Source organism: Streptomyces sp. NPDC058239 (assembly GCF_042882185.1).
Taxonomy (GTDB): Bacteria; Actinomycetota; Actinomycetes; order Streptomycetales; family Streptomycetaceae; genus Streptomyces.
This window is the reverse complement of sequence record NZ_JBHVWS010000025.1, coordinates 1-24,860: the sequence shown is the minus strand read 5'-3', so window position 1 is coordinate 24,860 and position 24,860 is coordinate 1. Positions and strand designations below refer to the sequence as shown.

The following is a 24,860-nucleotide window of genomic DNA, read 5'->3' as shown; positions in this document are numbered from 1 at the left end:
AAGGGACCCGCATGGCGTCACGACGTACGTATCGAAGGCACTGGGCGGCCGTGGCCGTCAGCGCAGCCCTCGCCCTGGGCGGTCTCGCCGCGCCCTCCCATGCCGACGAGCCCGCCGCGGCGACCGCCGCCCTGACCGACCCCATTCCGCAGAAGCCCGTCCAGTCCAGGACGGCTCTCGTCCTGCAGGAGTTCGCACAGTTCCCCAAGTCGGAACCCGTCCCGGCGCCGACGGACCCGCGCCTGATGCGCCACGCCCGGATCAACACCATCAACGAACTCCCCGACGGCTCCGGCCGGATGGCGACCCCCGACCTCAACGGCACCCTGTACCTCACCGATCCCGGCAGTGCGACGCGCACCTCCGGGGGCACCCCGCACCCCTACCTGGACGTCAAGGCGGCATTCCCGCACTTCTTCTCAGGCCGGGGCCTCGGTCAGGGCCTCGGGTACGCCGCATTCCACCCGGAGTTCGGAACGAACGGGCGCTTCTACACCATCCATACCGAGCTCGCCTCACAGGCCACCGAGACTCCCGACTACCGGCAGGCCGGCACGCTCACCTATCACGGCATCATCACTGAGTGGACCGCCGACGACCCCTCCGCGGCCGTCTTCCACGGCACCCACCGCGAGGTGCTGCGTATCGCTTTCACCGGCCAGGTCCACGGCATTCAGCAGATCGACTTCAACCCGACGGCAAAGCCTCACGACGAGGACTACGGCCTCCTCTACCTCGCAGTGGGTGACGGGGGACAGGGCGTCGGCAACAGCGAACCGCAGAACCTGACGCTCCCGCACGGCAAACTTCTGCGGATCGACCCCGTGGGCCGTGACAGCGCCAACGGCCGGTACGGCATCCCCAAGTCCAACCCGTTCGTCGGTGAGCCCGGTGCGCTCGGCGAGATCTACGCCATAGGCATGCGGGACCCGCACCGCTTCAGCTGGGACGCGGGCGGCAGCCACCGTATGTATCTCGGCCACATAGGCGAGCACGCCATCGAGTCGGTGTACGAGGTCAAGGCCGGTGACAACTTCGGCTGGAGCGAGCGCGAGGGCCCCTTCGTATTCGACAAGAAGGCCACCGACCCGTGCGCCCGCATCCTTCCCCTGCCCGCCGACGACGCCCAGTACGGCTACACCTACCCGGTCGCCGCCTACGACCACGACCCGGGATCCGGCTGGAACTGCCGGTCCGATGTGGGCCGCGCCATCGCCGGAGGCTCCGTCTACCGCGGCAAGGACGCGCCGGCGCTGCGCGGAAAGTACATCTTCGGCGACCTCGTGGACGGTCGGATCCTGGCCGCGGACACTCGCGACATGCACCGCGGCGGCGAACTCGCTCCGCTCGAACAGCTGATGCTCTTCGACAAGTCCACCGGGAAGACGGTCACCATGCGCGACCTCGCCGGTGACCAGCGTGTCGACCTGCGCTTCGGCACCGACCGCAGCGGCGGCCTGTACATCGTCTCGAAGGCCAACGGCAAGGTCTGGAAGGTGACCGGGACCCGCACCTTCGCCGACTGCCGGATCGGCAACACCCCCACCACCCACACCACCGGGCCCGACAACTGGGCGCCGGTCACCCCGGCCAAGTGGGCGTACACCGCAAGGGAGACGATCATGACCGAGCCGGGCGTCGCCCGCCCGGGACCGCGCCGCCCCTTCGAGTACGCCGTCCTGACCGCGGGCCCGCGCTACTCCTCCGTCACCATCGAGGCGGAGGTGCGGATCGACACCCCCGTCGAGATCACCAACCGTGACGTCATCCTGATCTGGGACTATCAGTCGGACACCCGGTTCCAGTACGCACACTTGTCGAGCGACAACACCATCTACCCGCACAACGGTCTGTTCACAGTCAACGACGCCGACCGGCTGCGCATCGACGACCAGTGGAACGGAACCTACGGCGCACCTCCGGCGATCAAGGACGACGGATGGCACAAGGTACGCCTCACCCACTGCGCCGACACCGGTGAGACCGCCGTCTACCTGGACGGCAGCCGCAACCCGCTGATCACGGCCACCGACCCGGTCTTCGCCTCGGGCCGGGTGGGCTTCGGATCCTTCGACAACGCGGGCCGCGTCCGCCACCTGAAGGTGAAGGGCACTCGGGCCGACGACTGACCTCGTGGGAGCGGGCCGAGGTCGTCGGCCCGCTCCCGCACCGTCCCCACATCCGCATCCATTGGGCGGGCGCGTCACCGGCTTGTCCTGCGGTCAGTACGAAGGCCAGAGGGCGACAGCTGCCGTCGGCTGCAAGATGGATCGCCTGATGTGCTGTGTGCCGCCACGCGGCCTCATAGTTGGATGGGCAGGTGGCGGGGTCCGCGGAGCATGGCGTTCTGCCGGTAGGGGGGCGGGTCCTGGACCAGGCCGGCCGTGCCGAGGTGGGGGATCAGGGCGCCGAGCGCGGTCTCGGCTTCGATGCGGGCGAGGGGTGCGCCATAGCACAGGTGGATGCCGCTGCCGAAGCCGAAGTGCTCGTTGTCCCGGCGGGTGGGGTCGAACCGGTCGGGCTCGTGGAACCGCTTGGGGTCGCGGCTGGCTGAGGCCAGCGCCAGTACGACTGACGCGCCCTCGGGGATCGTGGTGCCGGCGACGTCGATGTCGGCGAGAGGGACCCTCTCGCGCATGTGGACCGGCGGTTCGTAGCGCAGCAGTTCCTCCACCGCTTGCGGCAGCAGGCCGGGCTCGCGGCGCAGCCGGTCCAGCTGGTCGGGCTGGCGCAGCAGGGTGAGGACGCCGTTGGCGATCAGATTGACCGTGGTCTCGTGTCCGGCGATGAACAACAGGATGGTGGTTTCCGCGAGTTCCTCGTCGGTGAGCCGCAGGGCGGGGTCCGGCTCGTTGATGAAGGCGGAGAGCATGTCGGCGGTGGGCCGGTCGCGGCGCTGTTCGGCGAGGTTGACCAGGTACCGGCCCATCTCCTGCCGGGCCCGGATGCCCGCCTGGTCCCGTTCGGTGGTGTCCTCTTCGGGCCCGATGTCGGCGGACGCGACGATTACGTCGGTCCATGTCTGGAACAGCGTCTCGTCCTCGCGCGGGACGCCGAGCAGTCGGCAGATGACTGTGATGGGCAGGGGGTAGGCGAAGTCATCGACGATGTCGATCTGCTTGCGATCCCGGAGCGCCTCGATCAGTTCCTCGGTGATGTGGGCGATCTCGCCGCGCATGGCATCGATCCGGCCCGGGCTGTGCGGCGGGCCGAACGGACGCATGGCCAGGGTGCGCAGCCTGTGGTGCTCGGGGTCGTCGAGCCGTAGGAACGGCGGCTTCGTCGTCTCCTCGGACGCAGCCGGGGCGGTGCGGGAGCGCGGATCGGCACTCATGCGAGGGTCGTGGAGCAGAGCGGCGATGTCATGGTAGGTGCCGATCAGATAGCTGCCGTCTGCCTGGCGCACCACGGGACCGGCCTCGCGGAGCTCCGCGTACAGCGGGTAGGGGTTGGGGCGGTTCTCGTAGTCGGTGATCCGTGCCAGCAAGGTGTCGGAGTCCATGGTGGCTCCTCGTGGTTGGGCGGGACGTGGGTCAGCCGGTGGGCCGCACCACCGTCAGTCGGCGATCGGGCAGGTAACCGGTGAGTGCCACGGTAGGGCCGTGGGACAGGCCCTTCGGGTCCGGCACGTCGGACGGAATAGGGATGTCGGCCGCGAGCGCACGGTCCGCCGCGCCGGGCGGGGGCGGGAACGGAGCAGCCGTCTCGATCAGGTGCTTGTAGTAGTCGAGCGACTTGGCCATGTCGACGGTGACCGCAGCGGTGACCCGCCCCTGGTAGCCGTAGACCATCGCCAGACGGCGCGCCTCCAGAGAGCCTTGGGCGATGACCACCTGGTCGGAGAAGGTGGGCACGCCCACCGACTTGATGTTGAGCCCGAACTGGGTCGACCAGAAGGTCGGGAGGGCGAGGTGCGGGCGCCGCAGGGGTCCCGGACTGACCATGTTGTGGGCCGCCACCTCGGCCTGCGTGACGGCGTTGCCCCAGTGCTCCAGGGAGAGCATCTGGTACCCGAACAGCGGGTGCGGGAACCGGGAGACGTCACCGGCCACGAAGACGTCGTCGGTGACTATCCCGTACATGTTGAAGGCCCGGCACCCGGCGTCGCAGGCGACCCCGCGCGGGCCCGCTGCCAGCCCGGACTCCTCCAGCCACTCGACGTTGCGAACGGCCCCCAACGCCACGACGCACACATCCGCGTCGACATGGCTGCCGTCGGACAGGTCCGCACCGGTGAACCGGCCGTTCCCGTCCCCGCACAGGGCGGTGACCGTCACCCCACAGCGCAGATCCACGCCGTGGTTGCGCTGCATGACGGCCGCAAGCTTCGACAGCGTCCCGCCGAGCGCACCCACCAGGGGTGCGGGGCCGCGTTCGGCGACCGTGACGTCCAATCCTCGCTCCCGGCAGGCCGAGGCGATCTCCGAGCCGGTGAAGCCGGCGCCGATCACGAGCACCCGCCCCGGCCCGGCGGCCAGCCGCTCGGCCAGCTTCCCGCCCTCGTCGCGGGTGCGCAGGGTGAACACTCCGTCCAGGGATGCCTCCTGCGGGTTGGGCCAGGGCCGCGCCCGGGTCCCGGTGGCGATCAGCAGCCGGTCGAACGGCAGCGACTCGCCGTCGGCCAGCATGACCCGTTTCCCGAGAGAGTCCAGGCCGGTGGCGGCTACTCCCAGCCGCCAGTCGGCGTCCGGGTCCCGGCGCATCGGCAGCCCCGTGGTGTCCGCCGGCACATTGCCGAGCAGCACCTGCTTGGACAGTGGTGGCCGGTCGTAGGGCGGGTAGGGCTCATCCCCCACCACGGTCAGCGAGCCGGTGAAGCCCTCGTCGCGCAGCGTCTCTGCGGCCCTCAACCCGGCCAGCGACGCGCCGACGATGACGATACGGCCGTCTTTGAGGTCACCGGGCACCGGCGCTCACCTCTTCACCGAGGAGGATCGCCTGGACCGGGCAGGCCGCCGCGGCCTGGCGCACGCGCTCGACCTGGTCGTCGGGGACGGCCGGGGCGTACAGCAATCCCTCCTCACCGTGCAGCTGGAACACCTCCGGCGCGAGGAACACGCACTGCGCATAGCCCTGGCAGCGCGTGAGGTCCACAACGGTCCGCATCCTCACCACTTCCTCCGTCGCGTTACCCCCTCATTTCCAGCATGGGGGGAAACCCGGAAGCCCGCACGGCAACTGCTCGGCCCCCCGACGAGCTGGTACGAGCCGGCACCGGTTGCCGTCGGCCAGGGGACCGGGCGAGGGACGGGCGGGGGCCGGTGGACGGCCTGTCCGGCTCGGCCTCCGCCTTACGCATCTGCGCTCCTGCCCCGGCGTCTCCGTCGGAGCGTTCCGCGCCGGCGAGATCCTGCACGTCGCCGGAGGCTCGTCCACCCCCTCCACTACACCGGGTTCAGCGTCGAACTCACCTCGTGGAACACCGGCGCTCCCAACTGACCAACCTCCCGGATGGACCAGTTCCGATCCGGGGAGGCAGAAGGCGGGCATACCGCCGAAGGCAGGGGAGGGGAAAGCATGGGGACTGTGCTGCTGGTGGCGTTGGTCGCCGCAGTCGTCGTCACGGGCCTGGTACGTGCAGGGCGACGCGAAGCACAGGCCGAGAAGCCGCGCGAGGGCTGGCTCGGCGGGGCCGAAGGACTCCAAGTCAGCTTCGCCGGCGCAGAGGGAAAGCTCGCCCAACTCGGCGCCCAGCAGGAACGCGGGTCCACGGTGGTCCACTTCGGTCCGCCCGCCTTCCTCCGTATGGCTGCCCGCGCCAACGACACCCAGGAGCCCGACCCGTGAGCCGTCCCGTCAGACGGTGCCTTCCTCGATCGGGAACAGAATCGGGCTGAGCAGGTACTGCGCACGGTCCGGTGCGGGCTCATTTTCCATCCGGGGCACGATCACGCTGCGCAACTCGCTGATCATCTCGGCGAGCTCGTCCTGGCTGAGCCAAAGCGCATGCTGCCGATAGCCCACGGAGTCGGCCATCGGGTCGGCGTGATCCCGGTCGAGGTAGGCATTGAACTCGGCAAGCAGGGCGGCCATCGCCACGGCGAACACACGGCGGTGGTCCTCCAGTGGCACCGACGCGACCTTGTCGGCGTCGATCACCGCCCGTTCCTGACACAGCCGGTACCGGCGTTCCACAGCGCCACGCACCCGCTGCTCGCCCTCGACCTCCAGGACACCCCCGTCGGCGAGCAGGCCGACGTGCCGGTACACGGTGGCCTTCGAGGCGTCGGGCATCCGGGCGCACAGCTGTGAGGTCGTCAGCGTCCGCCCGCCGCGCATGGCGTGCACGATCCGCAGCCGTACGGGATGTGCGAGCAGTTCCAGCGTGTCCACCGCCATACTATCTCACATGTGATACCGTTCTCAAACTTAAGAACAGTAGGTGTGGGGGGAATTGACGATGCGGTCCGAGCCGGTGCCGACAGGCATAGCTGTCCTCGACATGGCGCAGAAGGGTCGCTTCGCGGATATCTGCGACCTGTTCGCGCCGCCACTGCGTGCAAAAGTCACGGCGGATGCGCTCCGGGTCGGCTGGGCAGCCATGTTCGGTCAGTACGGCCCGATCTCCTCCACCGGTGTACCCGTGAGCGAGCCGGCTGGGGCGGGGGTGGTCGCAGTGAAGATTCCCGTGACATGCGAGCGCCAGGAGCTGACGGTGGTGGTGTCGGTCGACGACGCGGGCCGGCTCGTCAACCTCCAGGTCGTGCCTGCCGTCGAACCATGGGAGCCGCCCGACTACGCGGACCCCGAGAAGTTCGATGAGCACGACGTGACGGTCGGCTCGGGTCCACTCGCGGTGCCTGGCACATTGAGCCTGCCGCGTCGGTCGGGGCCTCGGCCCGCTGTCGTGCTGCTGGGCGGTGGGGGACCGTTCGACCGCGATATGACGATGGGGCGGAACAAGCCGGGCAAGGATCTCGCTTGGGGGCTGGCGAGCCGCGGCGTGACGGTACTGCGGTTCGACAAAGTTACGCACGCCCATCGGAGCGAGATTGCAGAGCTTCGCGACTTCACCATGGCCGATGAGTACCTGCCGCACGCGATCGCAGCCGTCCACTTGCTCCGGCAGCACCCGGCTGTGGACCCCGCCATGGTCTTCGTCCTGGGCCATAGCATGGGCGCCACCGTGGCCCCGCGCGTGGCGGCCGCCGAGTCGTCCGTTGCGGGGCTGGTCCTTCTGGCCGGCGAAGCACAGCCGATGCACTGGGCCGCCGTCCGGGTGGTCCGCTACCTCGCGTCGCATCCCGAGACGGCCGCCCTGGCCGAGCCCGCCATCGAGGCGCTCACCAGGCAGGCGAGGATGGTGGACAGTCCCGACCTCTCCTCGTCGACGCCGACCAGCGAGCTGCCGCTCGGCATAGCTGCCCCGTACTGGCTGGACCTGCGCGACTACGACCCGGTCGCCAGCGCGGCGGCCCTGGACAAACCAATGCTCATTCTCCAGGGCGGCCGTGACTACCAAGTCACCGTCGCTGACGACCTGGCACGGTGGGAGGCCGGCCTCGCCGGTCACCAGGACGTGGCGATCCGCGTCTACGACCCCGACAACCACCTGTTCTTCCCCGGCACCGGCCCGTCGACGCCTGCGGAATACGCACCGGCGCAACACGTGGATCCGGCAGTCGTCACTGACATCGCCGACTGGCTGATGCGAGTCTCCACGGAGTCAGCACACACCACGGTGGCATCCCGTTAGTTCAGGGAAGCGAGCGTGCTCGCGGATGCGTGCCGTGCCGTGTGCGCGAGCGCAGGTTCCGACGGAGAGCTTGCGGCGCTCGAAGTGGCCGAGGAAGTCCTCCCATTCGGTCTCGCCGGGGGTTCGGTACTCCTCGGCGGGCCGCAGGGCACGGCGGCGGGGCGATAGATGCGCGATGGGCCTCGATGGTCTCGGCGGGGTAGATGGCGTTGCAGTCCATCGTCGTGTTGATGTTGGCGCGGCCGGTGATGACTTGCGCGATATGAGGTGGCAGGCCGGAGCGGACGGCGTCGGTGTTGAACAGACGACGGAAGTCGCGCGGGGCAAGGATCAGGGGTTGGCCGGTTGAGTGTCTCCTGCAGGCGTGTGAGCCCCTCAGGGTCACGGGTCCGTTAACGAGTGGGCACAGATGCGTGGTGCGGTAGTGACCCGGGCCGCAGGGCTGGAGGGCGTGTCGTGCTGAGGGTTCGGGGTTGGCCGCTTGGCCGTCTCCTGCGGCACCTGGCGTTGCTTGGTGGTCGTGTAGAGAGTGCCGCAGACCGCAGACCGCAGACCGCAGACCGCGGAGCCGATGCCGGCGACGAATGCGGCGGCGCAGATCCACGGCAGCGGCCGGCCGGTGGCGAGGGCGGCGGAGGGCAGCGAGAAGCCCAGCGTGGCGGCGGTTGCCACGATCAATGGCCGGTGTGGACTGCGGCCGAGCATCGCGACGCCGCCGTCCACTGCGCCCAGCCCGTAAAGAGCCATGACCAGTCCCCACGAGGTCGCGCCGCCGAGTCGCTGTTGGGCGATCACGGGGCCGAGGACCAGAGACGGTGCCCACACCAGAATGTTGAAAAGGCAGAAGTGCACCGAGGCCACCCACAGCCAGGTGCGGGATCGGAACTCGACCCAGCCCTTCCGGAGTTCCGCCGCGAACGACGATGCGTGCACGGTCGGCAGAGCTGTTCTGGGCAACAGCAGACGCTCCGCTGTGCTGGGGCGACGGTGCAGCGAGACTGCTCCCGCTGCTCACCCTCGGCCGCGTCCACGGACCGCTGTTCACGACAAGCCGCGGCCGACTCTCGTACCGCCGTGCCGCAGAGGTCTTCACCACCGCCACCAGACCGCTCGACCCCAACGGGCGGGGATGGACGCTTCATCAACTGACAGCAGAGGATCGGCGGTAGGCGGCGGCCGTGCGATCCTCTGCGTGCAAGCGGTCAACGCCGATCTTCACGGACCGGGATCCGAGGACGATCCAGAGGTTCCTGGGCAAATGGGTGACCCGGGCTTGGGCCAACAGCTCCTCGGCGGTGGTTACTGCCGTCGGGTCGGTCACCGCGTCGCGCGCGCCCGGCCCGCGCCGGCGATCGCCTGCGAGATGCCGCCGGATGTGGGCACGGCCTGAATGTCCGGCTCACATACGCAGCAGAAACGGCCCATCGGCAGCAGCACCACCACGTACATGACGTTCCGTCAGTCCTCGCGGCCCTGCCTCACCTCTTCCGCACAGGCGGCTACGGGCCAGTGGGGTGGTCCGCGGCGACACGGCACCCCTGGGCGGCGCGGATCCGGGGGACCGGCCCCGGATCCGCGTTTAATCGCGCCCGAGATTCGAAACGCCGGGCGCGGAGAGCGCTGACGGGCGCGGATCTCCGGGCCATGCCCCACGGCGCTTGAGGGAGATTGTAATGAGCGGCACAACGACCTTGCCGACACCTTCCGGTCCCTACCTGGACAAAGGGCTGCTGCCCGCCGACTTCTACGCATACGAGGAACTGCTGTCGGACAGGGAGCGGGAGAAGATCGAGTCCGTCCGTGAGTTCCTCCGCACGCAGGCCGCCCCGATCGTCGACGACTACTGGGCCCGGGCCGAGTTCCCCTTCCAGCTGGTCGAGGGCTTCGGGAGGCTCGGTCTTGTGGACTGGGCCGACCCGGACTCCCCGGAATCCAGGCCGAGCAACCTCCTGGCGGGCTTCATCGCGCTGGAGTTCGCGCATGCCGACGCGTCCTTGGCGACGTTCTTCGGCGTGCACACGGGTCTGGCCATGGGCACCATCCTCACCTGCGGCTCCGACGAACAGAAGCGGCGGTGGCTGCCGGCGATGAGCCGCTTCGAGAAGATCGGCGCCTTCGCGTTGACCGAGCCGCACGGCGGCTCCGACGTGGCCGGCGGCCTGCGGACGACCGCGCGCCGCGACGGCGACGAATGGATCCTCGACGGCGCGAAGCGGTGGATCGGTAACGCGACGTTTGCCGACCTGGTGGTCGTCTGGGCCCGCGATGTCGAGACGCAGCACGTGCTGGGCTTCGTCGTGGAGAAGGACACCCCCGGGTTCACCGCGACGAAGATCGAGAACAAGATGGCGCTGCGGATCGTGCAGAACGCCGACATCGTGCTCGACGGCTGCCGCGTTCCGGAGGCCAACCGGCTGCAGAACGCGAACTCGTTCAAGGACACGGCCAAGATCCTGCGCCAGACGCGCAGCGGCGTGGCGTGGGAGGCGGTGGGAGTGATGTTCGGCGCCTACGAGATCGCCCTGCAGTACGCGAAGGAGCGCGAGCAGTTCGGGCGCCCGATCGGGGGATTTCAGCTCGTCCAGGACCTGCTGGTGAAGATGCTCGGCAACGCCACGGCCTCGTGCGGGATGGTGACGCGCCTGGCCCAGCTGCAGGACGCAGGGGTCTACCGGGACGAACAGTCCGCCCTGGCGAAGGCCTACTGCACCGTGCGGATGCGCGAGACCGTGGGGTGGGCGCGGGAACTGCTGGCCGGCAACGGCATCGTCCTCGACTACAAGATCGGCCGCTTCGTCGCCGACGCGGAGGCCATCTACTCGTACGAGGGCACGCGGGAGATCCAGACCCTCATCGTCGGACGTGCCGTGACCGGCGGCCTGAGCGCCTTCGTGAGGTGACTGCGATGACCACCGAATCCGTCTTCACCGGCCTGAAGGTCCTCGACGCGTCGAGCTTCATCGCGGGACCGGCCGCGGCCACCGTGCTCTCCGACTTCGGAGCGGACGTCATCAAGATCGAGCCGCCGGGACAGGGCGACCCCCAGCGGCGGCTGAGCTCCTTGCCGCCCAGTCCCCGGGCACAGGCCAACTACAGCTGGCACCTCGCCAACCGCAACAAGCGCGGCATGGTGATCGACCTGAAGTCTCCGGCGGGCACCAGGATCCTCAAGCGCCTCGTCGAGTGGGCCGACGTGGTGATCACCAACTTTCCGCACGGCACGCGCGAGAAGCTGCACCTCGGCTACGACGAGGTCGCGGGCTGGAACCCGCAGGTCGTCTACGCCGACATCACGGGCTTCGGGGATGCCGGTCCCGACGCCGGGCAGCCGGGCTTCGACCTGACCGCCGCCTGGTCGCGCAGCGGACTGCTGGCCTCCACCCGGGACGCGGGAGCCCCGCCGACGGTGCCGGTCTGGGGCAGCGGCGACTACATGTCTGCGATCGCGATCTACGCGGCGATCGTGACCGCCCTGTACCGCCGCGAACAGACGGGACAAGGGGCCAGTGTCGGGACGTCGCTGCTCGCCGCAGGCGTCTGGGCCACAGGAACGCTCGTGGCCGGCGCGCTCGCCGGAGGCACGCCGTTCGAGCTGCACGACCGGAAGGCGCCGGCGAACCCGCTGATCAACCCCTACCGGACCGCGGACGGCGAGTGGTTCATGCTGGTCGCCTCACCCCCGCACTGGCCGGGACTGACGCGAGTCATCGGGCACCCCGAACTGCTCGAGGATCCCCGTTTCGCGGACATCGAGGGCTTCGTCAAGAACTCCGCCGCGCTGGCCGAGCTGCTCGACGTCGAGTTCCGTTCGCGGCCCTTCGCCCACTGGAAGGACGCCCTGGACCGGGAACGCGTCACCTACAGCCTCATTCAGACGCCGGAGGAGACCGCACAGGACCCGCAGCTGCGTGCGAACGACATCGTCGTACCGCTGGAAGGAGTCAGCGGGCTGGAGTACACCATCAACAGCCCGGTCAACCTGCGAGGCGTCGCGAAGGTCCCGGCCAAGCGGGCACCGGACCTGGGCGAGCACAACGACGAGATCCTCGCAGAGCTGGGATTCGGCCCCGCCGAGATCGCCGAGCTGCGCGCCCAGGGAGCGATCCCCGGCACGACGGAAACGGAGCCGTCGCCATGAGCACGGCGCCCGCAGCGGCCGACATGGTGCTCCACGAGCGCCACGGCGGCGTTCTGACCATCACCATCAATCGCCCGGCGCAGAAGAACGCCGTCGACCACGAGGTCGCGGTACAGCTCGCCGCGGCCGTGGATCTACTCGACGCGGACCCGGAGCTGTCGGTCGGCGTACTCACAGGCGCGGGCGGGGTGTTCAGCGCGGGCATGGACCTGAAGGCGTTCGCCAAGGGCGAGTTGCCCCTGCTGCCGGGCCGGGGACTGGGCGGGCTCACCCGCGCGGTGGTGCGCAAGCCGTTGATCGCCGCGGTCGAGGGCTGGGCGCTCGGCGGCGGCTTCGAGCTGGTGCTCGCCTGCGACCTGATCGTCGCCGCGGAGGACGCCCGTTTCGGGTTTCCCGAGGTCACGCGTGGTCTCGTGGCGGCTGAGGGCGGACTGGTCAGGCTACCGCGCCGCCTTCCGCACCACGTGGCCGCGCGCGTACTGCTCACGGGCGAGCCGCTGACCGCAGCCGAAGGCAAGGACTACGGCCTCGTCAATGAGCTGACCCCACCCGGCGCCGCTCTGGACGCGGCCCGCGAGCTGGCCGGCCGCGTCGCGCGGAACGCACCGCTGGCGCTGGCGGCCGTCAAGGAGGTTCTGCGTGAAACGCAGGGCCTGAACGAGAGCGACGCCTTCACACGCCAGGACGAGCTCACGAGCGGGCTGTTCTCCAGCGAGGACGCGCAGGAGGGCGCACGGGCGTTCGCCGAGAAACGCGCCCCTGTCTGGCACGGCCGATGAAGCCGGCCAGGTCGGCCGCCCACCTCCCCCGCAGCCCGCGTACGACTCCCAGGAGCAGTGACCAACATGAATGCGCACAGACCCGTCCACCGCGTGGCAATCGTCGGTACCGGCACCATCGGAGCGAGCTGGGCGACGCACTATCTCGCCCGAGGCTTCGACGTGACGGCGACCGACCCCGCCCCTACGGCGGAGACTGCCCTGCGGTCGTACGTGGAGGCGGCATGGGACGCGGCGGCCTCGATCGGGCTCGCGCCCGAAGCCTCGCCCGATCGCCTGAGCTTCACCGCGGACATGCGTCAGGCCGTCGCGGACGCCGACTTCGTCCAGGAGAACGCGCCGGAGCGCCCGGAGCTCAAGGTCCGGCTGTTCGCCGACATCGACGACGCCACGCCGCCGGGCGCGATCATCGCGTCGAGTTCGTCGGGCATCACGATGAGCGTCATCCAGGCCGAGTGCCGGCGTCCGGAGCGAACCGTCATCGGTCATCCCTTCAACCCCCCGCACATCGTCCCGCTGGTCGAGGTCGTCGGCGGCACGAAGACCGCCCCAGAGACGATCCGGGACGCCATGTCGTTCTACGCCGCGATCGGCAAGAAGCCGATCCACCTCAAGAAGGAGCTCCCTGGGCACGTCGCCAACCGTATCCAGGCCGCGCTGTACCGCGAGGTCGTCCACCTGGTCCAGGAGGGGGTGCTCGACGTGGCGGACTCCGACGACGCGGTGTCCTGGGGACCGGGGCTCAGATGGGGCGTCATGGGCCCCCATCTGCTGTGGCATCTCGGCGGAGGAGAGGGCGGCATCGAGCACTTCATGGACACCCTCATGCCTCGGATGGTGGCTTCCTGGCAGGAACTGGGCACGCCCGAGTTCACGCCCGAGCTCAGGGAGAAGATCGTGGGCGGCGTCCTGGAGGAGGCGGACGGCCACTCGGTCGATGAACTGGCCGCTCGGCGCGACGCGATGCTCTCGGCCCTGCTGGCCGTGCGCGACCAGTACGACCCGTCCGGCCCGCCGGGCGCCGCAGCCGGTCACCCGGCGAAGGAGGGACCGTGACGGGGAGCCGGGAGAGACTGTTCGTGCTAGAGGCCAGCAGTGGCGGTCGGCTGTTCTCCGTGAACTCTGACGGTTCCGACAAGAAGGTCGTCGTCACCGGGTGCAGGATCCCCGACGGGGTCGCCGTCGATGTCGTGGCCGGGCACATCTACTGGACGAACATGGGCCTTCCACCGGAGAACGACGGCTCGATCGAACGCGTGGACCTGGACGGAGGCAACCGGACGACGATCGTCCCCAGCGGCGTCACGCACACGCCCAAGCAACTCCACCTGGAGGCCGCCGGCCGGAAGCTGTACTGGGGTGACCGCGAGGGCATGCGCGTGATGCGCTGCGACCTCGACGGCTCGAACGTCGAAACCCTCGTGCAGACGGGCCAGGGAGAGGACGACCGTCGCGACGAGACCAGATGGTGCGTGGGAGTCGCCGTCGACCCTGTCGGCGGACACCTCTACTGGACGCAGAAGGGCCCGAGCGACGCGGGGCTCGGGAAGATCCTTCGTGCCGGAGTCGACCTGCCCGCCGGGGAGAGAGCGGCCGAACGCGGCGACATCGAGGTGCTGTTCGAGGGGCTGCCGGAGCCGATCGACCTGGAGCTCGACCTCGCGGAGCGCATGCTGTACTGGACGGATCGCGGGGACCCGCCGCGGGGCAACAGCGTGAACCGCTCGCCGATGGACCCGCCGGACGGGCGGCGGATGCCCGAGATCCTGTTGACGCACCTCATGGAAGGCATCGGCCTCGCCCTCGATCCGGACGACGGCCGCATGTACGTGACCGACCTGGCCGGGAACGTGTACGCGGCCGATCTCGACGGATCGAACCGGAGGGAGATCCTCGTCCTGCAGGGCAACCTCACCGGAATCGCCCGTGCCGTGCTGCCGGCCGGACCGGCGGTCTGACTTGATCTTTACCTGTGGGGCGAGGGCCGGGTGGGCCGAGCCGGGGTGTTTCCTTCGCCATCCTGGGTTTTCGCCGGGCCCCTCACCGGCCGACCGAACCAGCACCTGCGCGTCGCAGCCCCTTGCTGCCCACGATGCCGATGGTCGGGGGCGCCACGCGTCGGCCGCGTGCGCAATTGCTCCTGACGGGCCGGTGAATTCCTGCGGAGTGCTGCCCGAGCACCGTGTCCCTGATCAGCTGGTTGCCGTCAATGCCGCGCGCGCGGCGGTGAGGATCTCCTCGGAAAGCGGGGAGCCCTTGGTGGCTCGGGCCAGGACGAGTGCGCCGAGCATGGTGCACAGCCGGGTGATGCCGTCCTGCTCCTCGGTCGTGAGCCACTCGGCGAAGTCACCCACGCCCTCGGTGTAGACGCGGCGTGCCTGGCGGTCTCCGGGTTCGCGCGCCATGTCGGTGGCGAGTGCGGCGACAGGGCACCCGTCTGCCGCGCTGTCGCGGTGCTCGATCGAGAGGTAGGTGTCGATCAGAGCCTGCTGGGCGGCGTCGCGCTGTCCGGCGTACTGCTCGAGTCCGCCCTTGTGGAGCCGGGTGAGTTCGTCGAACGCGTGCGCGGTGGCTTCGTCGATGAGCGCCTCTTTGGAGGCGAACTGCTTGTAGAAGCCGCCGTGGGTCAGTCCGGACGCCTTCATGAGGTCGGCGACGCTGACATGGGTGCCCTGCTCCCGGAACAGCCGGGACGCGGTTTCCACAACCCGACGGCGGTTCTCCTCCGCTTGCGCCTGCGATACGCGGCCCATCAGCCACCTCCCGATTGGAAGTCGATTGACATCTATCCTAGATCACGCTTTAGATTGCAATCATAATCTAATTCGTGCGGGCTGCTTGGCGCCCGCAACGCTGGGAGCAGGCATGGAACTGAAGGACGCGGTCGCGGTGGTCACCGGCGCCAACCGGGGGCTCGGGCGGCATCTGGCCGCCCAGCTCGTGGAGCGCGGAGCGACGGTGTACGCGGCGGCCCGCCGCCCCGAGGCGGTGGACCTGCCGGGCGTCACCCCGCTGCGGTTGGACGTGACGGACGAGGAGTCGATCCGGGCCGCGGCCCGCACCGCGTCCGACGCGACGCTGCTGGTGAACAATGCGGGCATCTCCACCGCCACGCCGCTGATCGCGGGCGGCCTGGACGCGGTGCGTCTGGAGATGGAGACGAACTTCTTCGGTCCGCTCGCCGTGACGCGGGCTTTCACCCCCGTCATCGAGGGCAATGGCGGCGGCGCCGTGCTCAACGTCCTGTCCGTCCTGTCCTGGCTGCACCCGGCCGGCCTCGGGTCCTACGCCGCGGCCAAGGCCGCGGCATGGGCGCTGACCGACGCGGCCCGGGAGGAACTGGCGCCCCGTGGCATCACCGTCTCCGCGCTGCACGTCGGATACATGGACACCGACATGGCCGCGGCTGTTCCCGCCGATCAGAAGACCGCCCCGGCCGATGTCGCCGCACAGGCCCTGTACGGCATCGAGACGGGACTGCCCGAGATCCTCGCCGACGAGACCACTCGGTACGTCAGGCGGAGTTTGGCTGCCTCGCCGCCTGCGGCGTGAGGCACGCCCCGCCGCACCGCCTCCCTCTTATCGATTTCCTGGAGCAAGGACACCTGATGCGATACACGACCTTCGGACACCGGACCGGACTGCGCGTGTCCGAGTACGCGCTCGGCACGGCGAACTTCGGCACCGGCTGGGGTGCCGGCGCCGAGCCGGATGAGGCGCGCCGAATCTTCGACCGATTCGCCGAAGCAGGCGGCACCTTCCTCGACACCGCGGACACCTACCAGTTCGGCGAGTCGGAAGAGCTGACGGGGAAGTTCGTCTCCGCCGACCGGGACCACTTCGTCCTGGCCACCAAGTTCGCCCTCGGGGCCACGCCGCAGCCGGGCGTCTCCAGGACGGGCAACAGCCGCAAGAACATGGTCGCGTCGGTGGAGGCCAGCCTGAAGCGCCTGGGCACGGACTACATCGACCTGCTCTGGGTGCACTTCCCCGACGGGCTCACCCCCATGGAAGAGATCCTGCGCGGGTTCGACGACCTCGTGAGGTCCGGCAAGATCCACCACGCCGCCCTGTCCAACTTCCCCGCCTGGCGCGTCTCCCGGGCGGTGACGCTCGCGGACCTCAAGAACTGGGCGCCCGTCGTGGGCATCCAGAACGAGTACAGCCTCGTCGAGCGGACCGCCGACCGCGAGCTGCTGCCGATGGCCGAGAGTCTCGGGCTCGGCGCCGCCCTGTGGTCCCCGCTCGGCGGCGGACTGCTCACCGGAAAGTACCGGCGCAGTACCGAGGGTCGACTGAGTGACCTGGGAGCGGTCATCCACACGGAGAGCACCGTCCAGAAGACCGCCGTCGTCGACGCCGTCCTGGCCATCGCCGAGGAGATCGGCGTGACACCTGCCCAGGTGTCGGTGGCCTGGGTGCGAGAGCGTGCCGCCCGGTCCGCGACCTCCCTCATCCCGATCATCGGGCCGCGCAACCTCACCCAGCTCGACAGCTATCTGGGCGCTCTCGACGTCCACCTGACGCCGCAGCAGTTCGCCCGCCTGTCCGAAGTCAGCGAGGTGCCGCTCGGAGTTCCCCACGAGGCGATCGCCGGATCCCTGGACAGCATCCGGGGAGGCGACTCCAGCCGCGTCATCGCCCCGGCCGCACCGGTGGACTGACACCCGAAAGCAGTGCGGCTGGTTCCCGGTAGCGGCGCTGCGCTTGAGGCCCGCGGCAGATGCCACGTCGGTGATGGCCGCCCTCCGCATCGGCGACGGGCGCCAGGAGACCGAAGCAAACGCCACAGAGTGTCCGCTCATCCTGGGCAACGACCTCGCCGGGGTGGTGGTCCAGGCGGGATCGGCCGTCACGCGGTTCGCGGTGGGCGTTGAGGTCTTCGCGCGGCCCGACAAGGACCGCATCGGCACGTTCGCCGAACTCATCGCCGTCCACCAGGACGACGTGGCGATCAAACCGGCCACGCTCGCCATGGAGGAGGCCGCGTCCCTTCCCCTGGTCGCCCTGACGTCGTGGCAGGCGCTGGTCGAGCGGGCACAGGTGCAGCCGGGGCAGAAGGTCCTGATCCACGCGGGCTCCGGCGGCGTCGGCACCATCGCCGTCCAGCCGGCCGAGCAGTTGAGCGCGCACGTGACCACTACCGCGAGTACGGCCGAGGTCGACCTGGTGAGGGAGCTCGGTGCGGACGTCGTCGTCGACCGACACGGTGGTGCTCATAAGCCCCCTGGGACGCGGTGATGGAACGGTGGACCTCTGCCCCAGGCCGCAGCCGCAGACGACGCCGCACTCGACCATTTCATCGCCCGCCGGGTCGGGTACTGCCTGTCGGCCGGCCCTGGTTGGTGCGTTCAGGATCCAGTGGAGTTCCCGTTGCCGAGGGCCCAGGCCTCGATGTCGCGGTAGTGGATCGGTCCACGGCTACGGCCGACGTTGCTGCCGACCAGGTGCAGACGTTCGGCAGGCCACCGGCGGCCGCTGAATCCGGCGAACCCTTCGGCGATTTCTGCTGCCGAGGATCGATCTCCTCGGCGGGCACGGGCCAACGTCAGATGTGGGCGCAGGGGCCGATCCTCGAAGGCGACACCGCAGCTCTTGACCGCGGTACGCACATCGGCGGCGAGCATGTGCAGCTCATCGAGGTCTCCGTCGATTCCGCTCCACAGCACCCGGTCGTCGAAGTTTCCGCTGCCGCGCAGTGCCAAACAGAATGGTTGGTGGTCCGCTGCGAGGCCGGCGAGAGGCGGTCGCAGGAGCGGAACTGTCTCGGCCGGCAGCTCCCCGAGGAACGCCAGGGTGATGTGCCAGTCCTCGATGCGGTTCCACCGCATGTGAGGGTGTGTGTCATAGGCGGGGCGCAGCTCCTGGGCTAGTTCTTCTTTCGCGTGGTCGGGCGGGGCGAGGGCGATGAACACGCGAACGGTCGCGGGCTGAGTCTGTTCGTTCACACCGGACTTCGTACCGCATCCGGGTGGCTGACGCGAAGGCCCGGACAATGCGGGGGAGGCGCTGGCGGTCGCGATGCCGAAGAAGCCACTTCCGGCAGGCGGCAAGACGGCCGGGCCGCTGGAGCTACGGGCCAGGGAAGCGGGACGAGCCTGCCGGCCTGCGTTGTGGCCGCGCGCCGCAGCTCGGGGTGGCAGCGCCGAAGAGCTTCTCCGCCCGGAGCTGTCTGTGACAGCTCCGTTCTGCGCCGCTGCGTGCGTCGTCACGCCCGTGCCCACGGAAACTGAAATCGTCGATCACTCCATTCGGCAGCAAGGCCCCAGACGAACCCGCCGGCCACCGCCGACCGGCAGTCACCATCACCCTGAACCACGGATGGCAGTGACCGCTGACGCAACGGCATTCGCCCCCGGGCGCCGGGCGGGGGAGACATGTTCACAAGCCGGGCCTCCTCAGGGCGTCGACGGATCGTCATGGGCGCCGCTCCGGCCGGTTCGAAACGGCGCTCACCCGCATTCCGCGCCGCCAGGGGCGAGATCTCGGGAATCGGGAAGACGACGCCAGTGGCCGGAGCCCTCGGCCTCGATCTCGGTGGGGTCGCCCGGCCACCGGGTGTGGAAGGTGCCGTTCTTGTCGACGCGCCGGTAGGTATGGGCGCCGAAGAAGTCGCGCCGGCCCTGGATCAGCGCGGCGGGCAGCCGCTCGGTGGCCGGCGAGCACGTCGACGCGGCGGCGAGCGAGGGCGAGGACGGTCAGGAGGGCAAAGATCGCGCCCGCCGGCTCCTTCAGCGCCTGGCTCCGGTCATCGCCCCCGGCCACTGCCTGGTGTGGGCACAGGCCTGATGTCACAGACGGCGGGGCTGTCTCGTCTCAGGTCTCGGAGACGGACTTCGGGATCAGGAAGGTGATGGTCATGCGGGTGTTCGTGGCGGGCGGGACCGGGGTGTTGGGGCGGCGGCTGGTGCCGCAACTGGTGGCCAAGGGCTACCGGGTGACGGCCACGACGACGAGCACGGCCAAGCTCGGCCTGGTGGAACAACTGGGCGCGGACGGCGTCGTGATGGACGGACTGGACGCGGCGTCCGTCGGTGAGGCGGTGGCCTCGGCCCGGCCGGACGTGATCGTGCACCAGATGACCGGGATCAGTATCGCTCACGTCGGCAAGCCTGACCTGAAGCACTTCGACCGGTGGTCCGTCCCCACCATCCGGCTGCGCACTGAGGGGACGGATCACCTGTTGGCTGCGGCCGGGGCGACCGGCGTATCGCACTTCGTCGCGCAGGGCTGCGCCAACTGGAACGGAATCCGCGAGGGTGGATGGGTGAAGACCGAGGAGGACCCGCTGGACCTGCACGAGGGGACGGCTGCGCACACGGCGACGGCGGCGCTCCGCCACGTCGAGGACGTGGTCCTCAAGGCCGGCGGCGCGGTGATGCGGTACGGCGCGTTCTACGGGCCGGGCGCCACCGACGACCAGCTCGTGCTCGTACGCAGGCGGCAGTTCCCGCTTGTCGGGGACGGCGCCGGCTACGCCTCGTGGGTGCATCTCGACGACGCCGCGAGCGCCACCGTCCTGGCCGTGGAGCAGAAGGCGAGGGGCGTGTTCGACATCGTCGACGACGAACCGGCCCCGGAGAGCGAGTGGCTGCCCCATTTGGCGGCGTGCGCGGGGGCGAAGCCACCGGTGCGGGTCCCCAAGTGGCTGGCCCGGCGGTTGGCCGGGGATGTGGTGGTGACGATGATGACCGAGGGGCGCGGCTTCTCCAACGCCAAGGCCAAGCGGGAGCTCGGCTGGGAGCTGCGCCATCCGTCGTGGCGGCAGGGCTTCAAGGCGGGGCTGGAGTGACCCGGGCCGAAGAGTTCGAACAGCTGCGGCCGCTGCTGTTCTCGATCGCGTACCGTCCTGGTCAGGGTGGTTGGTGACGGCTGCTCGGAGCACGCCTGCCCGTCCTGATCCGACAGGTGCACGGAGACTTTCGTCCCGCCGTCGGCAGCGGCCCCGACGAGTAGCGTCGCGGCGTGCTGACCAACATGGAGACCAAGGAGCGAGTGCGGACGAGATGTCCGCACTCAGGAACTGCTCCGACGCTTCGAGGATTCCAGCAGTTCCGATGACCAGTGGGCGGGAGTTTCACGCTGTGGGCGTGAAGGGATGCGTCCGCGCGATGAGCAGGGCGACGTCATCGGGGTCGCCGGGACGCCGCAACTCCTGAAGGAGCCGGTCGCAGGTTTTCTCCAGGGAGCGGTCGGGCGCGTCCAGCACGCGGAGGAGAGTCTCGAGGCGTTCATCGATGGGGTCGTGGCGGGTTTCGACCAGTCCGTCGGTATACAGGACCAACTGGTCGCCGGGGCCGAGGCCGAAGGTGGTGGTCTCGAAGGCGACGCCGCCCACTGCCAACGGGATACCGGTGGGCAGGGCGAGCAGTTCCGGATGCTTGCCGCTGCGTACGAGGACGGGGGGCAGGTGGCCGGCGGTGGCGATGCGACACTCGGCGCGGTGTGGGTCGTAGACGGCATACACGCAGGTGGCGATGGGGTGCTCCAGTCCCGAGGTGATCTTGTCCAGGTGCTGGAGGACCTCGGCGGGGTCGAGGTCGAGGTCGGCGAAGGCGCTGGTGGCGGCACGCAGGCGGCCCATGGTGGCGGCGGCGTCAATGCCGCTGCCCATGACGTCGCCCACGATGAGTGCGGTCTTGTCGCCGTCGAGCGGCAGGACGTCGTACCAGTCGCCGCCGACCTCGTATGCGGCCTGTGCGGGCTGGTACCGGGAGGCAACCTCCAGGCCGGGAAGGCGGGGCGGATGTTCCGGAAGGAGGCTGCGCTGCAAGGTCTCGGCGGCGTTGCGCATCCTCTGGTGCGAGCAGGCGTTGTCGATGCACATGGCGGTGCGGGAGGCCAGCTCACCGGCGAGGGCGAGGTCGTCTTCGTCGAAGGGCAGCGGGTTGCGCGCACGGGTGAGACCGAGGAAGCCGAGGATCTGGCCGCGGGCGGTGAGCGGCACCGCGATGTAGGAGTGCACGCCGGCGCGGGCCAGCAGGGCAGAGGCGTGGTCGTCGCGGGCGATGCTCGCCAGGTCGTTGTCGTCCGCTTGAGTGATCAGGATCGGGCGCCCTGTGCGTACGCATTGGGTGGCCAGCCGGTCGGTGCCGTATTCGGCGAGGTGGCCGGGTGGGTCGGCAGCCTCAGCGGCTTCGGTCGGGTATGCGGCCTTGACTGCGAGGGCGCGAAATAGCGCGGGGCCGTCGCGGGCTGCGGGGTGGCAGTCTTCCAGGGCGGAGTCGAGGACGTCGACCGCGACCACGTCGGCGAGCTCGGGAACGGTGACCTCGGCCAGCTCCTGGGCGGTCTTTTCCACCTCCAAGGTGGTGCCGATGGAAAGGGAGCTGGCGGCGATCAGGGCCAGGCGCTGCCGGGCCTTGGCAGCCTCCATGGCTGACTGATGCCGGTCGGTGACATCCACCACCAGTTCGGCCACCCCGAGGACATGCCCCTGGGGGTCCTCCAGCCGGTACAACGAGATCGACCAGGCATGCTCGTGCTCCGGGTCGGCGGGGGCGCGGCCGACGATGGTGGACTGGTCGATCCTGGGAATCCCGGTCTTCAGGACCTGCCGTATCGCGGCCTCGACCACCTCGAACTTCGTGGAGGTCATGATCTCGCGGTAATGCCGGCCGAGGTGGTCCTCCGCGGGTATGCCGTGCATCCGCTCCAAGGCGGGGTTGACGGACACGTACCGCAGCTCGGTGTCGAGGATCGCCAGTCCCATGGGGGACTGGGAGATCAGCCGGGTGGACAATGCGACGTCCCGTTCCACCTCACGCAACGTCGACTCGTCGGTAGCGAGCCCCAGAGCGTAGAAGTCCCCGCGGTCGTCCAGCAGCCGCGTGTTACGGAACTCCGCCAGATGGGTGCTGCCGTTCTTGTGCCGGATGGGGAACGCTCCGGCCCAGCTCTCACCGGTCCCCATGACGTGGGCGAACAGCTTGATCATCAGTTCCTGGTGCTGTTCATGGACGAGCATTGGCGCGGCGTACTGCCCGAGCGCCTCATCAGCGGCATAGCCGAACAGTTTCTCGGCCTGCGGGCTCCACAGGACGATCCGCCCATCGCCGTCCAGCAGCAGCGCGGCGACACCGAGGAGGTCCATCAGCCCGCTCGGCTGCGACGACCGTGCCTCCGGCTGACCTGCGTCAGCCATGTCCCCTTCGCCCGGGCTCACCAGGGCACTCCTTCCACCTGCCTGGCCGCGTGCGCCCCCACGCCCCGTTCCGTGGCCTGTCCACTTACCTGCGGCCTGTCCCATCAGTGGATGCTTCAGCTTCCATGGTCCCCTGGATCGGCCGACCACACATCCGTCCGTACCGGATGGAGGCGGCGATCCGGTACGAGGGCACTACGATGCGTGCGCCGCAATAACATCCAGTGGCCCAGGGCCCAGCATTTACGCCGGTCGGGCCGCTCACACAGCAGACCGGGCGTCAAGGTTCTCCGCGCTCCCCAGCGACAACAGCGGCACCAACCTCCCGCTGACGAACGGCGACAGCAGCTGCGACCGTAGCCGGCGATCGAAGCCCTGCAGCCACTTTCGGCGTACTGCACATGCCGGTGACACGGGCCCAAGAGTCTTGGCGAGCTGGAAGGCGAATGATCGTCGATCTTTCCTGCGCGCGAGGCGGCTGCCGCTTGTGTGCGGCTGGGGGGAAGGGGCCGCTACGCCGGCGTCTCGGCAGAGCAGCCGCGGCCGTGCAGACTGCGCGGCTTCTTGGAGCCTGGCGAGGGATCAGAGCGTCGGATGGTGGTCTCGTAGTGTGCCCGCGCGCGGGCATGGGCCTGCGGTTCTGCTCCCAGCGCGTCGAGCCCCAGGAGTACGGAGCCCAGCACGGGCGGCTCGGCCACCACGCGGACTGCGGCCTTGGGGACCTTCTGCGCCAACAGGGTGCGAATGCGGCTGTCCAGCTGCGGGTGCTGGGCAGCCAGCACGCTGCCGCCCAGCAGCACGGGCACCTCTTCTGCGAGCAGGAGGCCGAGACGGGACAGGGCGACGGTGGACATGGTCACGACTTCGTCGGCCATCCGGTCCACCAGGGAGCGGGCGACCGCATCGCCCTGGGCGGCCGTCGCGAACAGTACCGGTGTCAGCTCGTGCTTTCGCTGCGCCGCGATGTGCTTCAGGTGCAGTGCTTCGATCAGTGCGTACATGGACGACAGTCCGAAGTGCTCGGGCAGGGCGTGCATCAGGGCGGTGGGCTCTCCGCGGCCGTCCTCGGCGCGCGCTGCGTGCCACAGGGCCTCCTCGGCCAGGCCTCCGCCGCCGCCCCAGTCGCCGGAGATGCGGCCGATCGCGGGGAAGCGGGCGGTGCGGCCGTCGGGGAGCATGCCCGCGCAGTTGATGCCTGCTCCGCACACCACGGCGACTCCCTGTGGTTCGGCGTCCTCCAGTAGGCCGGCGCGCAGTACGGCGAAGGTGTCGTTGCGTACGTCGACACTGCGAGCCCAGCCGCGGCGCATGATCGCCTCCGCCAACTGCTTCTCCTCCACCGGAAGATCGGCGTTGGCCAGGCACGCGGAGACATGCGTGGTGGCCGTGGCGCCCGCTGCCGTCAGTGCCCGCTCGGCCGCCTCCGCGAGGACATCGACAGCTGCCTCGACGCCCGCCCGGGGCGGCTGGAAGCCGCCGCCCCGGGCTGCACCGAGGACGGTGCCGTCGGCGGCGACGATGGCGACGTCGGTCTTGCTGTTCCCCGCATCGATCGCGAGGACCGAAGCGTTCACGCCCACGCCAGGTGCTCCCGGTTGTGCGCGATCAGCTTGTCGGTGAGCGCCTCGGCGTACTCGAACTGGCCGATCAGTGGGTGGGCGAGGAGTGCCTTGAACACCCGGTCCCTTCCCCCACGAAGCGCCGCCTCCAGGGCGAGGTCCTCGTACGCGGTGACGTGGGAGATCAGCCCGGCGTACAGCGGGTCGAGCTCCGGTACGGCGAGCGGTGTCGCCCCCGCCGCGTCGACCCGGGCCTGCACCTCGATCACCGCGTCGTCGGGCAGGAACGGCAGCGTCCCCCTGTTGTACGTGTTGACCACCTGTACCGGGGTGCCGCCGGAGCCGAGCAGTGAGGACGCCAGGTCCACGGCCGCCTCGGAGTAGAAGGCGCCGCCGCGCTTGGCGAGCAGCGCGGGCTTCTCGTCCAGCGCCGGGTCGCCGTACATGGCGAGGAGTTCCTTCTCCATCGCGGCGACCTCGGCCGCCCGGGACGGCTTGGTGCCGAGTTCCCGTACGACCTCGTCGTGCGCGTAGAAGTAGCGCA

General features: G+C 69.6%; 22 protein-coding genes and 3 pseudogenes. 13 read left to right on the top strand and 12 right to left on the bottom strand.

Features of this window, described 5'->3' with window-relative positions; translation table 11 throughout:
- Positions 1-11: 11 nt before the first annotated feature.
- Positions 12-2,129: a PQQ-dependent sugar dehydrogenase gene (locus ACFVYE_RS25070; protein WP_389607421.1), complete on the top strand. Its 2,118-nt coding sequence runs from the start codon at positions 12-14 to the stop codon at positions 2,127-2,129.
- Between the two features lie 173 nt (positions 2,130-2,302).
- Here the strand turns inward: ACFVYE_RS25070 and ACFVYE_RS25065 are convergent, their stop codons facing one another.
- The 3 genes from ACFVYE_RS25065 to ACFVYE_RS25055 are packed head-to-tail and all read right to left on the bottom strand — an operon-like array spanning position 2,303 to position 5,106.
- Positions 2,303-3,502 carry a cytochrome P450 gene (locus tag ACFVYE_RS25065; RefSeq protein WP_383971110.1) on the bottom strand — a complete coding sequence of 400 codons (1,200 nt, stop codon included), beginning with the start codon at positions 3,500-3,502 and terminating at the stop codon, positions 2,303-2,305.
- Between the two features lie 31 nt (positions 3,503-3,533).
- Positions 3,534-4,907, bottom strand: coding sequence for an NAD(P)/FAD-dependent oxidoreductase (locus ACFVYE_RS25060; protein WP_383971108.1), 1,374 nt, complete (start codon positions 4,905-4,907; stop codon positions 3,534-3,536).
- On the bottom strand, positions 4,897-5,106 hold the full coding sequence (locus ACFVYE_RS25055; RefSeq protein WP_128511110.1) for a ferredoxin: 210 nt from the start codon (positions 5,104-5,106) through the stop codon (positions 4,897-4,899). Before ACFVYE_RS25055 ends, ACFVYE_RS25060 begins: the two co-directional genes overlap by 11 nt.
- Before the next feature lie 411 nt (positions 5,107-5,517).
- Between ACFVYE_RS25055 and ACFVYE_RS25050 the strand changes: the two genes are divergently transcribed.
- The gene (locus ACFVYE_RS25050; RefSeq protein WP_383971104.1) at positions 5,518-5,787 is read left to right on the top strand and encodes a hypothetical protein; all 270 of its coding nucleotides are present in this window, start codon (positions 5,518-5,520) and stop codon (positions 5,785-5,787) included.
- 9 nt (positions 5,788-5,796) lie between these two features.
- On the opposite strand, the gene ACFVYE_RS25045 is transcribed toward ACFVYE_RS25050, so the two are convergent.
- Positions 5,797-6,333 carry a helix-turn-helix domain-containing protein gene (locus ACFVYE_RS25045; protein WP_383971101.1) on the bottom strand — a complete coding sequence of 179 codons (537 nt, stop codon included), beginning with the start codon at positions 6,331-6,333 and terminating at the stop codon, positions 5,797-5,799.
- Between the two features lie 67 nt (positions 6,334-6,400).
- Here ACFVYE_RS25045 and ACFVYE_RS25040 point away from each other — a divergent pair, with 67 nt between their 5' ends.
- Positions 6,401-7,696 carry an alpha/beta hydrolase family protein gene (locus ACFVYE_RS25040; protein ID WP_383971099.1) on the top strand — a complete coding sequence of 432 codons (1,296 nt, stop codon included), beginning with the start codon at positions 6,401-6,403 and terminating at the stop codon, positions 7,694-7,696.
- 381 nt (positions 7,697-8,077) lie between these two features.
- Here the strand turns inward: ACFVYE_RS25040 and ACFVYE_RS25035 are convergent, their stop codons facing one another.
- Positions 8,078-8,653 carry a hypothetical protein gene (locus tag ACFVYE_RS25035; RefSeq protein WP_389607420.1) on the bottom strand — a complete coding sequence of 192 codons (576 nt, stop codon included), beginning with the start codon at positions 8,651-8,653 and terminating at the stop codon, positions 8,078-8,080.
- Between the two features lie 360 nt (positions 8,654-9,013).
- Positions 9,014-9,145: a hypothetical protein gene (locus tag ACFVYE_RS25030; RefSeq protein ID WP_383971093.1), complete on the bottom strand. Its 132-nt coding sequence runs from the start codon at positions 9,143-9,145 to the stop codon at positions 9,014-9,016.
- Positions 9,146-9,369: 224 nt separating this feature from the next.
- Between ACFVYE_RS25030 and ACFVYE_RS25025 the strand changes: the two genes are divergently transcribed.
- The 5 genes from ACFVYE_RS25025 to ACFVYE_RS25005 all read left to right on the top strand — a co-directional run bounded on the left by ACFVYE_RS25025 (position 9,370) and on the right by ACFVYE_RS25005 (position 14,571).
- On the top strand, positions 9,370-10,596 hold the full coding sequence (locus ACFVYE_RS25025; protein WP_383975681.1) for an acyl-CoA dehydrogenase family protein: 1,227 nt from the start codon (positions 9,370-9,372) through the stop codon (positions 10,594-10,596).
- Positions 10,597-10,601: 5 nt separating this feature from the next.
- Positions 10,602-11,834, top strand: coding sequence for a CaiB/BaiF CoA transferase family protein (locus ACFVYE_RS25020; protein WP_389607419.1), 1,233 nt, complete (start codon positions 10,602-10,604; stop codon positions 11,832-11,834).
- Positions 11,831-12,613, top strand: a complete 783-nt coding sequence (locus tag ACFVYE_RS25015; protein WP_383975676.1) for a crotonase/enoyl-CoA hydratase family protein — start codon at positions 11,831-11,833, stop codon at positions 12,611-12,613. The genes ACFVYE_RS25020 and ACFVYE_RS25015 overlap by 4 nt, the downstream gene beginning before the upstream one ends.
- Positions 12,614-12,679: 66 nt before the next feature.
- The gene (locus ACFVYE_RS25010; protein WP_383975673.1) at positions 12,680-13,669 is read left to right on the top strand and encodes a 3-hydroxyacyl-CoA dehydrogenase NAD-binding domain-containing protein; all 990 of its coding nucleotides are present in this window, start codon (positions 12,680-12,682) and stop codon (positions 13,667-13,669) included.
- A 59-nt stretch (positions 13,670-13,728) separates the two neighbouring features.
- Positions 13,729-14,571: a 3-hydroxyacyl-CoA dehydrogenase gene (locus tag ACFVYE_RS25005; protein WP_383975670.1), complete on the top strand. Its 843-nt coding sequence runs from the start codon at positions 13,729-13,731 to the stop codon at positions 14,569-14,571.
- A 234-nt stretch (positions 14,572-14,805) separates the two neighbouring features.
- Here the strand turns inward: ACFVYE_RS25005 and ACFVYE_RS25000 are convergent, their stop codons facing one another.
- Positions 14,806-15,366: a TetR/AcrR family transcriptional regulator gene (locus ACFVYE_RS25000; RefSeq protein ID WP_383975667.1), complete on the bottom strand. Its 561-nt coding sequence runs from the start codon at positions 15,364-15,366 to the stop codon at positions 14,806-14,808.
- A 112-nt stretch (positions 15,367-15,478) separates the two neighbouring features.
- Here ACFVYE_RS25000 and ACFVYE_RS24995 point away from each other — a divergent pair, with 112 nt between their 5' ends.
- The 3 genes and pseudogenes from ACFVYE_RS24995 to ACFVYE_RS24985 all read left to right on the top strand — a co-directional run.
- Positions 15,479-16,165 (top strand): SDR family oxidoreductase, encoded by a 687-nt coding sequence (locus ACFVYE_RS24995; RefSeq protein ID WP_383975664.1) that lies wholly within the window; start codon positions 15,479-15,481, stop codon positions 16,163-16,165.
- Between the two features lie 56 nt (positions 16,166-16,221).
- A complete protein-coding gene (locus tag ACFVYE_RS24990) occupies positions 16,222-17,277 on the top strand; it encodes an aldo/keto reductase (RefSeq protein WP_383975661.1) in 1,056 nt (351 codons plus the stop codon).
- A gap of 73 nt (positions 17,278-17,350) precedes the next feature.
- Positions 17,351-17,815, top strand: a pseudogene (locus ACFVYE_RS24985) (NADP-dependent oxidoreductase); the annotation flags it as partial.
- 149 nt (positions 17,816-17,964) lie between these two features.
- Here ACFVYE_RS24985 and thpR read toward each other — a convergent pair.
- Together thpR and ACFVYE_RS24975 are read right to left on the bottom strand one after the other, a co-directional pair.
- Entirely contained in the window at positions 17,965-18,561 is a 597-nt protein-coding gene (thpR, locus tag ACFVYE_RS24980) for an RNA 2',3'-cyclic phosphodiesterase (protein WP_383975659.1), read from the bottom strand.
- Positions 18,562-19,137: 576 nt separating this feature from the next.
- Positions 19,138-19,305: pseudogene (locus tag ACFVYE_RS24975) on the bottom strand (NADP-dependent phosphogluconate dehydrogenase); the annotation flags it as partial.
- On the opposite strand from ACFVYE_RS24975, the gene ACFVYE_RS24970 reads away from it, so the two are divergent.
- Together ACFVYE_RS24970 and ACFVYE_RS24965 are read left to right on the top strand one after the other, a co-directional pair.
- On the top strand, positions 19,265-19,402 hold the full coding sequence (locus tag ACFVYE_RS24970) for a hypothetical protein (protein WP_383975657.1): 138 nt from the start codon (positions 19,265-19,267) through the stop codon (positions 19,400-19,402). The pseudogene ACFVYE_RS24975 and the gene ACFVYE_RS24970 overlap by 41 nt on opposite strands.
- A 64-nt stretch (positions 19,403-19,466) precedes the next feature.
- The gene (locus ACFVYE_RS24965) at positions 19,467-20,405 is read left to right on the top strand and encodes an NAD-dependent epimerase/dehydratase family protein (protein WP_389607418.1); all 939 of its coding nucleotides are present in this window, start codon (positions 19,467-19,469) and stop codon (positions 20,403-20,405) included.
- A 285-nt stretch (positions 20,406-20,690) separates the two neighbouring features.
- Here the strand turns inward: ACFVYE_RS24965 and ACFVYE_RS24960 are convergent, their stop codons facing one another.
- The 3 genes and pseudogenes from ACFVYE_RS24960 to ACFVYE_RS24950 all read right to left on the bottom strand — a co-directional run.
- Positions 20,691-22,757 (bottom strand): SpoIIE family protein phosphatase, encoded by a 2,067-nt coding sequence (locus ACFVYE_RS24960; RefSeq protein WP_389607417.1) that lies wholly within the window; start codon positions 22,755-22,757, stop codon positions 20,691-20,693.
- A gap of 512 nt (positions 22,758-23,269) precedes the next feature.
- Positions 23,270-24,337, bottom strand: coding sequence for an N-acetylglucosamine kinase (locus ACFVYE_RS24955; protein ID WP_389607416.1), 1,068 nt, complete (start codon positions 24,335-24,337; stop codon positions 23,270-23,272).
- Positions 24,328-24,860: pseudogene (locus tag ACFVYE_RS24950) on the bottom strand (6-phospho-beta-glucosidase); the annotation flags it as partial. The gene ACFVYE_RS24955 and the pseudogene ACFVYE_RS24950, both read right to left, overlap by 10 nt.

Bases quoted from the DNA above. Each gene is read 5' to 3' on its own strand.
- ACFVYE_RS25070 (WP_389607421.1), top strand. From the start codon at position 12: ATGGCGTCACGACGTACGTATCGAAGGCACTGGGCGGCCGTGGCCGTC.
- ACFVYE_RS25065 (WP_383971110.1), bottom strand. From the start codon at position 3,502: ATGGACTCCGACACCTTGCTGGCACGGATCACCGACTACGAGAACCGC.
- ACFVYE_RS25055 (WP_128511110.1), bottom strand. From the start codon at position 5,106: ATGCGGACCGTTGTGGACCTCACGCGCTGCCAGGGCTATGCGCAGTGC.
- ACFVYE_RS25050 (WP_383971104.1), top strand. From the start codon at position 5,518: ATGGGGACTGTGCTGCTGGTGGCGTTGGTCGCCGCAGTCGTCGTCACG.
- ACFVYE_RS25040 (WP_383971099.1), top strand. From the start codon at position 6,401: ATGCGGTCCGAGCCGGTGCCGACAGGCATAGCTGTCCTCGACATGGCG.
- ACFVYE_RS25030 (WP_383971093.1), bottom strand. From the start codon at position 9,145: ATGTACGTGGTGGTGCTGCTGCCGATGGGCCGTTTCTGCTGCGTATGT.
- ACFVYE_RS25025 (WP_383975681.1), top strand. From the start codon at position 9,370: ATGAGCGGCACAACGACCTTGCCGACACCTTCCGGTCCCTACCTGGAC.
- ACFVYE_RS25020 (WP_389607419.1), top strand. From the start codon at position 10,602: ATGACCACCGAATCCGTCTTCACCGGCCTGAAGGTCCTCGACGCGTCG.
- ACFVYE_RS25015 (WP_383975676.1), top strand. From the start codon at position 11,831: ATGAGCACGGCGCCCGCAGCGGCCGACATGGTGCTCCACGAGCGCCAC.
- ACFVYE_RS25010 (WP_383975673.1), top strand. From the start codon at position 12,680: ATGAATGCGCACAGACCCGTCCACCGCGTGGCAATCGTCGGTACCGGC.
- ACFVYE_RS25000 (WP_383975667.1), bottom strand. From the start codon at position 15,366: ATGGGCCGCGTATCGCAGGCGCAAGCGGAGGAGAACCGCCGTCGGGTT.
- ACFVYE_RS24995 (WP_383975664.1), top strand. From the start codon at position 15,479: ATGGAACTGAAGGACGCGGTCGCGGTGGTCACCGGCGCCAACCGGGGG.
- ACFVYE_RS24990 (WP_383975661.1), top strand. From the start codon at position 16,222: ATGCGATACACGACCTTCGGACACCGGACCGGACTGCGCGTGTCCGAG.
- ACFVYE_RS24965 (WP_389607418.1), top strand. From the start codon at position 19,467: ATGGTCATGCGGGTGTTCGTGGCGGGCGGGACCGGGGTGTTGGGGCGG.
- ACFVYE_RS24960 (WP_389607417.1), bottom strand. From the start codon at position 22,757: ATGGCTGACGCAGGTCAGCCGGAGGCACGGTCGTCGCAGCCGAGCGGG.